This is a genomic window from Kitasatospora sp. NPDC001547, from assembly GCF_042894165.1.
In the GTDB taxonomy this organism is placed as follows: Bacteria; Actinomycetota; Actinomycetes; order Streptomycetales; family Streptomycetaceae; genus Kitasatospora.
This window is the reverse complement of record NZ_JBIAVL010000016.1, coordinates 116,208-128,402: the sequence shown is the minus strand read 5'-3', so window position 1 is coordinate 128,402 and position 12,195 is coordinate 116,208. Positions and strand designations below refer to the sequence as shown.

Below are 12,195 nucleotides of genomic sequence, written 5' to 3'. Positions count from 1 at the left end.
CGCCCTGGTGCTGCTCTGCACCTGCATGCTGGTCGTGAAGCGCAAGCGAGCCGGGCGTGGCTGAATCGACCTGGCCCGGTGAGCAGTTGATCGCCGCCGCGCAGGGCGGTGACGTCGACTCGATCGCCGCGCTGGTGTCGGGCTCGCACCCCAATGTGCAACGGTTCGCCCGCTCGCTCTGCGCCACCCCGGAGGACGCGGAGGACGCGGCGCAGGAGGCTCTGATCATCCTGTACCGCAAGATCGGGATGCTGCGGGCCTCCGGCGCCCTGGCGTCGTGGATGTTCCGCATCGTCCGCAACGAGTGCCTCCGGCGCGCGCGGACCCGGCTGCGGGACGACGCCGCACCGCTGCGGCAGGACGCCTCGGTGGCCTCGGCCGAGGAGGCGGTCCTGCGGCGCCTGGAAGCGGACCGGGTCGCGGCCGCCGTCGCCGCCCTGCCCGACGACCAGCGCCGAGTGCTGATCATGCGGGACGTCCAGGGCTACAGCGGCCGGATGGTCGCCGACGCGCTGGGCCTCAGCACGCCCGCGATGAAGTCCCGCCTGCACCGGGCCCGTTCGGCGGTTCAACGGGCCCTGCTGGCCACCCCCGAACCAGTCCCCGGAGGGAACCGATGCCCGGAACGATGACCAAGGCGACGGCCAGGACGACGACCACCACGCTGATCAAGACGCCGACCGGAACCGGAGCCGGAGCCCGCCCCCAGGGCCCCGACTACGCCAGCAGGTCCCTGCCCGAGCACGTCGCGCGCGGAGTGGTCGGATTCGGCTCGCTGATCGGCTCGATCGCCCTCCTCCCGCTGGTCGGACCGGTCGGCCTGGTCCTCCTGCCGGTCGGCCTGTTCGCCCTGCGCGGTTGCCCGATGTGCTGGACGATCGGCCTGATGCAGACCATCTCGCGGGGCCGCCTCCAGCGTTCCTGCGAGGACGGCCAGTGCAGGCTGACCGTCGCCGGCCACGAGAAACACCCCGGGAAGACCGGCTCCTGAAGGACCGACCGTGCCCGTGCCTCGCAGGGGAGGCACGGGCACGGGGCCGCTCGGGTTTCCGACAGGAATTTTTTCCTTGACAAATTTTTTTGTCGGGCGGATCCTGGAACGGTGCTGGAAGTCGCCGTGATCGAAGAACCCGCCGCGGCCGAGGCCTCGCTGGACCCGATGCGGTCACGCCTCCTCGCCGCCCTGACCGAGCCCGCCTCGGCCGCCATGCTGGCCGGCCGGCTGGGGCTGCCCCGGCAGAAGGTCAACTACCACCTGAAGGAACTGGAGCGGCACGGCCTCGTCGAACTCGCCGAGGAACGCCGCAAGGGCAACGTCACCGAACGGGTGTACCGCGCCACCGCGTCCTCCTACGTGATCTCCCCCAGCGTCCTGGCCGCCGTGAGCCCGGACCCGACCCGCTCCCCCGACCAGCTCTCCGCCCGCTGGCTGCTGGCGCTCGGCTCCCGGCTGGTGCAGGAGGTCGGCACCCTGCTGACCGGCGCCTCCCGGGCCCGCCGACGGGTCGCCACCTTCGGCATCGACGCCCAGGTGCGGTTCGCCTCCGCGGCCGACCGGGCCGCCTTCGCCGAGGAGTTGGCCCAGTCCGTGGCCGCCCTCGTCAGCCGCTACCACGACGAGTCCGCCCCCGGGGGCCGCAGCCACCGGGTGGTCGTCGGGCTCCACCAGATCCCCGCCGTACAGCCCGGAGCCGGGGCGGAGACCGGCGCCGCCGGGACCGCGCCGAACGGGGAGAAGCCGAACCAGGAGGACCCGCGATGACCCACCCGTTCGAGATCGAGCTGGAGACCTCCCTCCCGGCGAGCCCCGAGCAGGTCTGGGAGGCGATCGCCACCGGACCGGGCATCGACTCCTGGTTCATGGGCCGCAACGAACTGGACCCGCGCGAGGGCGGCACCGCCGTCATGGAGACCGGAGGCCACCGCGAGGAGGCCGTCGTCACCGCCTACGAGCCCGGCAAGCGTCTGGCCACCCGTACGGCCACCGGCGAGGACGGCCGGTTCATGGCCTTCGAGTACCTGATCGAGGGCCGGGACGGCGGCTCCACCGTGCTCCGCGTCGTCCACAGCGGGCTGCTCGGCGACAACTGGCAGGACGAGTACGACGCGCTGCGCCGCGGCTGGCCGTTCCACCTCCACACGCTCCGCGAGTACCTCAGCCACTTCCCCGGCCGCACCGCCGTCCCCGTCTTCGCCGCCGCGCCCTCGGGCGGGCGGCCGGAGCCCGAGGTCCGGGCCCTGCTCGCCCGCGCCCTGTCGCTGCCGCTCCCGGCCGCCGTGGGCACGCGGGTCCACGGCGGACCGGCGGGCCTGCCGCCGCTGGACGGTGAGGTGGTCTGGGCGGACGACGAGCGCCTGGAGGTCCGCAGCGCCGACGGGCTCTACACCTTCCACCACGGCTCCGGGCTGGTGCTGATGTTCCACCACCTCTTCGGCCCGGTCCCGGACGGTGCCGGGGCTGAGGCCGGGGCCAGCGCTGAGGGCGGGGCCGGGGACGGAGTCGGAGCCGAGGCCGCCTGGCAGCGGTGGCTGGCCGGGCTCCTCGCCTGACCTGCTTCGTCCGGGTCGTTCGGACCGTCCAGATCTTCCAGACCTTCGAGACCCTTCAGATCGTTCAGACCATCCGGGCCCGTAGACCTACGGGAACCCCTTCCGAGCTGTCAGGCCCTCGGGGCCGACGGCTCCGGACCCGCACGAGAACCGAGGAACCACCCATGCGCACCCTGATCAGCACCGCCTTCATCTCGCTCGACGGCGTCGTCGAGGGCCCCGGCGGCGAACCCGGCTACCGCAACTCCGGCTGGACTTTCAAGGACGTCGAGTTCCTCCCCGAGGCGTTCGAGATCAAGGGGCGGGAGCAGGAGGAGGCCACCGCGATGCTGCTGGGCCGGACCAGCTACCAGGCGTTCAGCCAGGTGTGGCCGGACATGGCGGAGTTCGCCCGCTACAGGACGCTGCCGAAGTACGTCGTCTCCACCACCCTCACCGACGGCGACCTGGTGTCGAACTGGGGCGAGACCACCATCCTGCGCTCGCTCGACGAAGTCGCCGCACTGAAGGAGACCGAGGGCGGCCCGATCATCGTCCACGGCAGCGCCACCCTCAACCACGCCCTCTCGGACGCCGGCCTGATCGACCGCTACCACCTGCTCGTCTTCCCGCTGCTGCTCGGCGCCGGCAAGCGCCTGTTCAGCGCGACGGACAAGGACGCCCAGAAGCTGAAGCTGGTCGAGCACGAGGCGTACGCCAACGGCATCCAGAAGCAGGTCCTCGACGTCGTCCGCTGACCGCGCACTCTCCGCCTCCCTCGGGGAGGTTCCCGGTGAACGGGCTTGGTCGGAATGTGGATCGACTGGCGGCCAGGAGCCGTCGGCGTCGGAAATCGATGGACAGGCATTCTGAGATCAACAGACTGATCCGATGACCGTGACAGACGACAAGACCGACCTCCGGATCTACATCCAGGACGCCCGCGACGCCCTGCTCTGGAAGCTCGAAGGCCTCTCCGAGTACGACCTGCGCCGACCGCTCAGCCCCACCGGGACCAACCTGCTGGGGCTGGTCAAGCACGTCACCGGCGCCGAGGCCCTGTACTTCGGCGACACCTTCGGCCGACCCTTCCCCGAACCGGCCCCCCTGTGGATCACCGGTGGGACCGAGCCGAACGGCGACCTGTGGGCACGGGCGGACGAGGGCACCGAGGAGATCATCGGGCGCTACCGGCGGGTCTGGGCGCACTCCGACGCCACCATCGAGGCCCTGCCGCTGGACGCCGTCGGCAGGGTGCCGTTCGGCGCCCGCCACGAGCAGACCCTGCACCGGGTGCTCGTCCACATGATCGCCGAGACCCACCGCCACGTCGGCCACGCCGACCTGGTCCGCGAACTGGTGGACGGCTCCGCCGGCCAGCGCTCCGACGGCGCCAACACCGCCCCCGGCGACGCCGACTGGTGGCGGGCCCACCACGACCGCGTGGAGCGGGCGGCCCGGGAGGCCGGCGGGCTCGCCTGAGTCGGGGCTTCGGAGACCGGGGGTTCGGGGCGTCAGGGATCCGAGGCAACCGGGGACGTCAGCCTCCGTGCCGGGCGGCCGCGCCGACGTGCCGTACGACGGCCGCCGCCCGGTCGGCCAGGCGCCCCGGGGCGATCGGAACGCACGTGTACCCGAACTCGGCGTAGGCCTCCCGGTGGATCCGCTCGAACCGCAGCGACTCCTCGTACGAGATGCGCCGCGCCCCGGTCGGGGTGACGAAGCCCGGGCTCTCCACGAAGAACACCCGGCGCTCGTAGACCCCCGCCTCCCGGACCCGGTCGAGCTCCCCGGCGAGGGCCGGGGTCACCGGATGGCCGAGGTACACCGCCAGGGCGTACGTGCACACCGGCGAGCGGTCGAAGAGCCGCACCTCCCCCGGCGGGCCGACCGCCCCCTCCTGCCGCCGCCGCTGCAGGGCGACGACCGCGTCCACGAACGACGGGTCCGTCCACGGCTCCGGCTCGCCCTGGGCCTGCCGCAGCGCGATCACGTCCGTGGCGGCCTCCTCGACCACCGGATGGCCCGCGCACTCCAGCCACCGCAGGATCGCCGTCTTCCCGGCCCCCGGCGTGCCGGTCAGCACGTAGCGCCTCATCCCCGCACTCTACGGGCCCGCCCCACAACACCTCCCCGACGGAAAGCACCCCGGCCGCCACAGACCGCCCCCCACCCAGGCAACCACCACACCCCACCGCCCGCCGCACACCTCCCCACAGCACGCCCGTCGGAGTTGTCGGGCCGGGCCGCTAGGGTCTGTGGGTCACGGGGTAGGTCGGGAGAGGGGTGGGACGGGTGGGGTTCGAGCGGGTGGCGGAGGCGCCGGACGGGGTGGTGCACGCGGGGAGCCGGGAGTTCCTGGTGCGGGAGGGGCTGCCGTCGACGGGGGCGTTCCTGGACTTCGAGGCGCTCGGGGACGGGCAGCTGACGGCGTTCCCCGCGGAGGCGGAGCGGCTGTTCGTCCTCGGGGAGACGGAGTACTGCACGCCCTTCGCGGCCGGCGGCAGCCTGGTGCTGCTGGACGGGGTGACCGGCGAGGTGTTCCTGGACAACGGCGGCCCGCGGCGCGACCTGCTGGCCTCCGGCCTGACCGCGCTGGCGGACCTGGTCCGTGAGGTGGACGCGGTGGCCGAGGCGGCCCGGCGGCCGGAGGCGCTGGACGGGCGGCGCGGGCCTGCCGTGATGGCGGAGGTGCTGGCGGAGACCGAGCGGCGGATGCGGGACGTCGATCCCGGGCTGTTCGGCGACGCGTCCGCGCCGCCCCCGCACTGGGGCACCGCGCTGCTGGTGCGGGCGCTGGGCTGGGGTGCGCTGCCGGGCGGTCCGGGCGGACCCGCGTACGAGATAACCCCGGAGCTGGTGGCGGAGCTGGCGGCGCTGACGGACCAGGACGGCGGCTCCGGCCGGGTGCACCGCTTCCGGTCCGAGGAACTGCCCGCCGCCCTGGTGCACGGGCCGACCCGGCAGCTGTTGACCGAGGTCGGCCTGCCGCTGGGCGGGGCGATGTTCGGGGTGTGCGAGGAGCCGCTGGTCACCATGGGCGAGGCGTACCCCGAGTACTTCGACGGCGAGGAGGAGCGGCCGTACCAGCGGGACTTCCTGGCCCTCGGGGACTGGCCGACCGACCTCACGATCGCCCTGGACGGCGCCACCGGCCGGCTGGAGCTGCCGGACTGGTACGACGACGGCCACCCCGAGGCCTACCTGAACCGCGATCTGTCCGCCCTGCTCTACGCCCTCTGGACGTACGAGCGGCTGCGCGCCGAGTGGGACCGCTGGGACTACGGCCGGGCCCGGGACACCTGGGCGGTGTTCGATCCGCAGGCGCTGCTGAGCGCGGTGGTGGACCGGCTGGTGGAGGCCGTCGACCCGGAGGCCTTCGCCTCGCCGGGCTGCTCCTGGCGGCTGCTCGCCGAGGACGGGCACATGGGCGGACTGCTGGGCTGAGCGCCTCAGCCGACCCGGCCCGGCCTCGGTGCCGGGCGGGGGCCGGGCCGGGCCGATCGGCGGGGCCGTCCTGGCTCCGGCACGCTGCGGCGGATGCGGAGCGGGACAGGAACATCGGCAGGAAGGCCGTCGCCAGGACGGCCCCGCCGAGCCGGATCGTGGAGCGCGGGCCGAGGAGTTCACCGAGCAGACCGGAGAGCGCGGAGCCGACCGCCAGCTGGCCGGGGACGATGCCGCCATCGACCGGCACATCGCCGAGGCGGGCGCGGCGCCGGCCGAGCTGCGGGCCGGGCGCAGCGGCAGCCTGACCGTCCGCTGCTTCGCTACCGCCTGCACCGCGTTCCGCCGGGAGCCTCCGGGCGTACGGCTCGACCTCGTCACGACCGAGCCCGGGGGACCGCTCAGGCGAGGTGTGGGACGGCCGCGCCGGGCTGGCAGTGGTGATCCGCCCCACGGACGCGCCGGCCCCGGACGGCCTGCGGGTGGTCCGCCTGCGGGACGATCCGTACCGCGCCGTGCTGCCTTGGGGCCGTCGGCTCGCCGCCCGGTGCGTGCTCGGAGCCGGCCGAACTCGCGGGCGGGCCCTGGGTGGGCGCCGAGCCGCCCGACCCGGTCCCGGACTACGCCACCGCGCAGGGGTTCGTCGCGGCCGGGCTGGGGGGGTGCCGGCCCCGCTGCTGGGCCTGAGTCGGCGCCATCCGGGTGTCGTCATACGGTGGTTGCCCCGATCGGGAGCCGGTTCGCACCGTGCACGCAGTCGTCCGGGAGGGGCCTGGAGCCGACCCGTGCTCCGCGTGCTGGTCGGTGCGCTGGGGGCGGCGGAAGGCGCGACTGAAGGCGGGGCGGGCCGGGCGTAGGCTGGGCCGGTTCGACCACGCGAGAGGGTGCGGAAGGGACGTGCGGGGGATGCGCGGCGAGACGGGGGAGCTCTACCGGGCGTTCGCGGAGCGGGAGGCGCGCGGCAATTCGCCGAGCTACCAGGAGCTGGCCGAACGCGTCGCCGGGGACGGGCGGTTGTGTGCGCTGCTGGACGGGCTTCCGGCCGCGAAGCGGCAGCCGAACCTGCTGTTCGGCGCCGTCCGGCACTTGGGCGGCCCGGTGACGGAGGGCTGGCCGGCCTTCCACGACTGGGCGGTGGGGCACTGGGCCGACGTCTCGGCGACGATGCTGGAGCGGCGGACGCAGACCAACGAGGCGGGCCGCTGCGCGACCCTGCTGCCGGTGCTGGCCGCGCTGCCGCAGCCGCTCGCCCTGATCGAGGTGGGCGCCTCGGCCGGGCTCTGCCTGTACCCGGACCGGTATCGGTACCGCTACGTGACCGCTACCGGATTCGGCTCCGAGATCGGTTCCGAGTTCGGCCCCGAGGCGAGCCCGGTGACGCTGGACTGCGAGGTGAGCGGGCCGGTGCCGTTGCCCGCCTCCCTGCGGGAGCGGCTGCCCGAGGTGGTGTGGCGGGCCGGGATCGACCTCAATCCGCTGGACGTGCGGGCCGAGGAGGACATGCGGTGGCTGGAGTCGCTGGTCTGGCCCGAGCAGACCCACCGGCTGGACCGGTTGCGCGGCGCCGTGCGGGTCGCCCGGGCCGAACCGCCGCTGCTGGTGCGCGGCGATCTCAACGCGACGGTAAGGGAGTTGGTGGCACGGGCCCCGGCGGGGGCGACGCCAGTGGTGTTCCACAGCGCGGTGCTCGCGTACCTGCCGCCGGAGGAGCGGGAGGAGTTCGCGGCGACGATGCGCGGGCTGCCCGGGCACTGGATCTCCAACGAGGCGGTCTCGGTGCTGCCGACCGTCGCCCGGCGCCTTCCCCGTCCTGCCCCGGCCGGCTCCGGGCTGTTCGCGCTCGCCCTGGACGAACGGCCGGTGGCCTTCACCGGGCCGCACGGGCAGTCCCTGGACTGGTTCGGCGAGGCGTAGGCGGCCGGACGACGGGGCGACCGGGGACTGCTGGAGACCGGCGGGAACGGAGCGGGCTGTCGGGCTTGAAGCTGCCGCAGCGGCAGCTTCTACCGTCGTGACCGGGGCCGGAGAACCGGCCCCAGTCCACGCGAACGTGGGGACGCGGAAACGAGGGAGGCGGCCATGGCCTGGCCCATCGCCGAGGTGGCCCGGATGTCGAACGTGACCGCCCGGACGCTCCGACACTACGACGAGATCGGGCTGCTGACCCCGGCCTGGATCGGCTCCAACGGCCACCGCTACTACGAGGAGCGGCAGTTGCTCCAGCTGCAGCAGATCCTGGTGCTGCGGGCGCTGGGCGTGGGGCTGACCGAGATCGCCCGGATCCTGGGCGATCAGGTGGACGAGCTGGAGGCCCTGCGGGGCCACCGGCGGCGGCTGGTAGCCGAGCGCGACCGGCTCGACGCCCTGGCCGTCACCGTTTCCCGCACGATCGCCGACCTGGAACGCTCCCGGAAGGACGGCACACCCATGACCATCAACCGCCCCGAGAACCTGTTCGAAGGCGTCCAGCCCGACGACGTCGACGCGAGCCTGCGCGACTTCCCCGAGCACGCCGAGGCGGCCCGGCGTGCGACCGCCGCGATGACCCCGGCCGAGATCGAGGCCGGACAGCGCGAGCGGACCGCCCGCATGATCCACCTGGCCGAGCTGATGGCCGCCGGCCACCCCGCCGACGCCGAGCCCGTGCAGAGCGCGATCGACGAGGAATACCGACTGCTCGGCGCCCTCCGGTCCGTCCCGACCGAGGAGTACCTGGCGATCGCCCGTTCCTGCACCGAGAACGAGCGGTGGAGCGCCGCGTACGAGGCCGTCGCCCCGGGCCTGGCCGCGTACCAGCGTGCCGCCATGGAGGCGTACGCGGCGGCACGGCTGTCCTGATCCGGGCCGGGAGGGGCCGGAGGGATCTGGCTGGACGCCGCGTCCGGCCCGGCTACCGGCCCTCTCTCGCCCGCACTCCATGTCACTCCGTCCGCAGCGCCGCGACCGTGCGGGTGCGGGCCGCCCAGGTGGCCGGGAGGGCCGCGCCGAGCAGGGCCAGCACCAGGCCGCCGAGTATCAGCGGCCCCACCACCGGCGGGGCGAACACGGCGAGGTCCGCGTCCGGCACCCCGATCCCGGCGGCCCGGGCCATCGCGGGCAGCACCTGGTGGTGCACCAGGACGCCGATCGGGACCCCGACCAACCCGGCCACCAGCCCGCTGCCGCAGACCGAGGTGAGCACCATGCCGACGGTCTGCCGAGAAGACATCCCGACCGCCGGGCTTCACCGACGAGGGGCTGCGGGCCGCGCTGGCGGCCCGTAAGGCCCACCCCGGCCTGCCCGTCCTGGTGCTGTCGCAGTTCGTGGAACAGCTCTACGCGCGCGAGCTGCCGGCCGGCAGCACCGGCGGGATCGGCTACCTGCTCAAGGACCGGGTGATGGACGGCACCCAGTTCATCGACGCCGTACGACGGGTCGCCCAGGGCGGCAACGCGATGGATCCGGAGGTGATCACCCGGCTGCTCACCCACAACTCCTCGGCCGGTCCGGTCTCCACCCTCTCGCCGCGCGAGCGGCAGGTGCTGGCCCTGATGGCGGAGGGCCGGTCCAACGCGGCGATCGCCCAGCAACTGGTGATCACCGAGCGGGCGGTCGCCAAGCACACCGCGTCGATCTTCGTCCGGCTCGATCTCCAGCCCTCCGACGACGACAACCGCCGGGTCCTCGCCGTCCTGGCCTACCTCAACAACTCCTGAAGGGGTCGCCCGTCGGCCGCGCGCCGGCACCGCCACCGGCACCACCACCCCACAGTTTGATAGACCACCGACAAGTGAGGGGTGGCCCTCCGCCGCAGGGGGCTCGCCTGCCGCGGAACGGGTCAATTAGGCTGGTGGGGTGCTCATCCTTGTTCGCCGCCGCCACGTGGACCTGCTCCGCGTGACGACCATGTCCTGTCGACGCTCCGGCTGAACCTCGCGCCACCACCCTCAACGGCGACCCCTGCCCGGTCGCCACCACCTCCCGGCTCCCGAGCACCCGCCGCACCAGGCGTTGCTCCGGCCGTCCCCGGTCGACCACCGGGACCAGCCGGGACGAGACCCAGCGGATGTCACACATGACGCAGCAGTACACCCCCATATCCGAAACCGGTGCCGGATCCGTCCCCGACGCCCTCCCGGTGATCGACCTCTCGCTCGCCGACGGCAGCCCGGAGGACCGCCGCCGGCTGCACGACGAGCTCCGCTCCGCGGCCACCGGCGTCGGCTTCTTCCAGCTCGTCGGCCACGGCGTGACCCCGGAGGAGACCGCCGCCCTCACCCGGGCCATGCGTGCCTTCTTCACGCTCCCCGAGGCCGACCGGCTCGCCGTGAGCAACCTCAACTCCCCCCACTACCGGGGCTACACCCGCACCGGAGACGAGCGCACCGGCGGCAGCCAGGACTGGCGCGACCAGCTGGACATCGGCGCCGAGCTGCCCCCGCACGTCCCCGGCACCGGCGAGCCCCCGTACTGGTGGCTGGAGGGGCCCAACCAGTGGCCCGCGGCGCTGCCCGAGCTGCGCACCGCCGCGCTCGGCTGGATCGACCACCTCGGCGACGTCGCCCGCCGTCTGCTGCACGAACTCCTCGCCGCGATCGGTGCCCGCCCCGACTTCTACGACGAGGCCTTCGCGGGCCACCCCCACCTGCGTCTGAAGCTGGTCCGCTACCCCGGCACCGCCCCGGACGGCGCCGGCCAGGGCGTCGGCGCCCACAAGGACTACGGCTTCATCACCCTGCTGCTGCAGGACACCGTCGGCGGCCTGCAGGTCGAGCGCGCGGACGGCACCTTCCTGGACGTCCCGCCGCTCGACGGCGCCTTCGTCGTCAACCTCGGCGAGCTGCTGGAGGTGGCCACGGACGGCTACCTCAAGGCCACCAGCCACCGGGTGGTCAGCCCGCCCGGCGCCCGCGAGCGCTTCTCGGTGCCGTTCTTCTACAACCCCCGCCTCGACGCCCACATCGAGCCGCTGGACTTCCCGCTCGCCCACCACGCCCCCGGAGCCACCGAGGACCCGGACAACCCGCTCTTCGCCGACTTCGGCCTCAACGAGTGGAAGGGCTACACCAGGGCCCACCCCGAGGTCACCCGCCGCCACCACCCCGCCCTCGCCTGACCCGAAACGCGCACCGTCCCGACGCCCCTGCCCGAAGCCGGACCGGATCCCCGGCGGACGGCAGGGGCGTCGGCGTACCCGGCCGGGCGCCCCGTCCCCGCACGCACCTCCCTCCGCGTCGGTGGACCGCCACGGAGCGCACTGTCACACTGCTGCTGTCACAGCAGGAGTGTGCCAGCGCGGGAGGCGGCAAATGGGGGAGCACGGCGGCGCCGGAACCGGGGCCACCACCGGGACCAGGACCGGAACCGGGGCCAGAGCCGGTACCAGGGCCGGAGCCGGGCCGCGGCTGACGGTGGACGAGCTGGCGGCGCGGGCCGGGGTGACGGTGCGCACGGTGCGGTTCTACGGGACGAAGGGCCTGCTGCCGCCGCCCGAGCTGGGGCCGCGGCGGGTGGGGCTGTACGGGGCGGCGCACCTGGACCGGCTGGAGCTGATCGAGGAACTGCAGCGGCAGGGGCTCACGCTGGCCGCGATCGAGCGGTACCTGGCGCGGCTGCCGGAGGACAGCTCCCCGCTGGACCTGGCGATCCACCGGGCGCTGGTGGCGTCCTGGACGCCGGAGACCCCGGAGGAGGCCACCAGGGCGCAGCTGGAGCGCCGGGCCGGTCGGGGGCTGACGGAGGAGCAGGTCGAGCGGCTCGCCGCCATGGGGGCGCTGGAGCGGACGGACGATCCGGAGGTGTTCCGGGTGGATCCCGGCCTGCTGCCGCTGGGCGTGCGGATCCTGGACGTGCCGATCCCGCTGGAGACGCTGCTGGCGGCCCGGGCGGTGGTGGTGGAGCACAGCCGGGCGACGGCGCGGGAGCTGCAGCGGCTGTTCCGCGAGACGGTGTGGAAGCCGTACCGGGAGAGCGAGCCCGAGCCGGCGGAGCTGGCCCGGATGCGGGCGCTGACCGACCACATCCAGCCGATGGTGGCGCAGGCACTGGTCACGGCCTTCCAGCGGTACCTGCGGGAGGAGCTGGGCGAGGAGTTGCGCCAGGAGCACCAGCACGAGCACCAGCACGAACAGGAGCAGGAGCAGGAGTAGGCCCAATAGCAGCCACGACAGGAGCAGGAACCCGGTGAGGCCGTGCACCGCACGGCCTCACCGGGGCAAGGACCGCCCCGCCGGTCAGCC

13 protein-coding genes and 1 pseudogene are annotated in these 12,195 nt (G+C 74.0%); 12 read left to right on the top strand and 2 right to left on the bottom strand.

The features are described 5' to 3' along the window. Nucleotides 1-56 precede the first annotated feature (56 nt). From ACFY0X_RS26830 to ACFY0X_RS26805, 6 genes are all read left to right on the top strand, one after another. Complete coding sequence (locus ACFY0X_RS26830) at nucleotides 57-632, top strand: RNA polymerase sigma factor (protein WP_387758229.1); 576 nt, start codon at nucleotides 57-59, stop codon at nucleotides 630-632. Then, the gene (locus tag ACFY0X_RS26825; RefSeq protein WP_387758228.1) at nucleotides 617-991 is read left to right on the top strand and encodes a hypothetical protein; all 375 of its coding nucleotides are present in this window, start codon (nucleotides 617-619) and stop codon (nucleotides 989-991) included. Before ACFY0X_RS26830 ends, ACFY0X_RS26825 begins: the two co-directional genes overlap by 16 nt. A gap of 111 nt (nucleotides 992-1,102) precedes the next feature. Beyond that, nucleotides 1,103-1,762 carry an ArsR/SmtB family transcription factor gene (locus ACFY0X_RS26820; RefSeq protein WP_387758227.1) on the top strand — a complete coding sequence of 220 codons (660 nt, stop codon included), beginning with the start codon at nucleotides 1,103-1,105 and terminating at the stop codon, nucleotides 1,760-1,762. Further along, on the top strand, nucleotides 1,759-2,550 hold the full coding sequence (locus ACFY0X_RS26815) for an SRPBCC domain-containing protein (protein ID WP_387758225.1): 792 nt from the start codon (nucleotides 1,759-1,761) through the stop codon (nucleotides 2,548-2,550). The genes ACFY0X_RS26820 and ACFY0X_RS26815 overlap by 4 nt, the downstream gene beginning before the upstream one ends. Before the next feature lie 164 nt (nucleotides 2,551-2,714). Then, complete coding sequence (locus tag ACFY0X_RS26810) at nucleotides 2,715-3,287, top strand: dihydrofolate reductase family protein (RefSeq protein ID WP_387758223.1); 573 nt, start codon at nucleotides 2,715-2,717, stop codon at nucleotides 3,285-3,287. Nucleotides 3,288-3,420: 133 nt separating this feature from the next. Then, entirely contained in the window at nucleotides 3,421-4,011 is a 591-nt protein-coding gene (locus ACFY0X_RS26805; protein WP_387758221.1) for a DinB family protein, read from the top strand. A 58-nt stretch (nucleotides 4,012-4,069) separates the two neighbouring features. On the opposite strand, the gene ACFY0X_RS26800 is transcribed toward ACFY0X_RS26805, so the two are convergent. After that, nucleotides 4,070-4,627, bottom strand: coding sequence for an ATP-binding protein (locus ACFY0X_RS26800; protein WP_387758220.1), 558 nt, complete (start codon nucleotides 4,625-4,627; stop codon nucleotides 4,070-4,072). Nucleotides 4,628-4,824: 197 nt separating this feature from the next. Between ACFY0X_RS26800 and ACFY0X_RS26795 the strand changes: the two genes are divergently transcribed. The 3 genes from ACFY0X_RS26795 (at nucleotide 4,825) to ACFY0X_RS26785 (ending at nucleotide 8,814) form a co-directional block, all read left to right on the top strand. Then, nucleotides 4,825-5,976, top strand: a complete 1,152-nt coding sequence (locus tag ACFY0X_RS26795) for an SUKH-4 family immunity protein (protein WP_387758218.1) — start codon at nucleotides 4,825-4,827, stop codon at nucleotides 5,974-5,976. A gap of 906 nt (nucleotides 5,977-6,882) precedes the next feature. Further along, the gene (locus ACFY0X_RS26790; RefSeq protein WP_387758216.1) at nucleotides 6,883-7,890 is read left to right on the top strand and encodes a DUF2332 domain-containing protein; all 1,008 of its coding nucleotides are present in this window, start codon (nucleotides 6,883-6,885) and stop codon (nucleotides 7,888-7,890) included. A gap of 165 nt (nucleotides 7,891-8,055) precedes the next feature. Beyond that, on the top strand, nucleotides 8,056-8,814 hold the full coding sequence (locus tag ACFY0X_RS26785; protein WP_387758214.1) for a MerR family transcriptional regulator: 759 nt from the start codon (nucleotides 8,056-8,058) through the stop codon (nucleotides 8,812-8,814). A gap of 82 nt (nucleotides 8,815-8,896) precedes the next feature. On the opposite strand, the gene ACFY0X_RS26780 is transcribed toward ACFY0X_RS26785, so the two are convergent. Next, nucleotides 8,897-9,184 carry a hypothetical protein gene (locus tag ACFY0X_RS26780; RefSeq protein ID WP_387758212.1) on the bottom strand — a complete coding sequence of 96 codons (288 nt, stop codon included), beginning with the start codon at nucleotides 9,182-9,184 and terminating at the stop codon, nucleotides 8,897-8,899. Nucleotides 9,185-9,189: 5 nt separating this feature from the next. On the opposite strand from ACFY0X_RS26780, the pseudogene ACFY0X_RS26775 reads away from it, so the two are divergent. From ACFY0X_RS26775 to ACFY0X_RS26765, 3 genes and pseudogenes are all read left to right on the top strand, one after another. Continuing rightward, nucleotides 9,190-9,672: pseudogene (locus ACFY0X_RS26775) on the top strand (LuxR C-terminal-related transcriptional regulator); the annotation flags it as partial. Nucleotides 9,673-10,031: 359 nt separating this feature from the next. Further along, the gene (locus tag ACFY0X_RS26770; RefSeq protein WP_387758211.1) at nucleotides 10,032-11,072 is read left to right on the top strand and encodes an isopenicillin N synthase family dioxygenase; all 1,041 of its coding nucleotides are present in this window, start codon (nucleotides 10,032-10,034) and stop codon (nucleotides 11,070-11,072) included. Between the two features lie 193 nt (nucleotides 11,073-11,265). Further along, the gene (locus tag ACFY0X_RS26765; RefSeq protein WP_387758209.1) at nucleotides 11,266-12,105 is read left to right on the top strand and encodes a MerR family transcriptional regulator; all 840 of its coding nucleotides are present in this window, start codon (nucleotides 11,266-11,268) and stop codon (nucleotides 12,103-12,105) included. The last annotated feature ends 90 nt before the right edge of the window (nucleotides 12,106-12,195 follow it).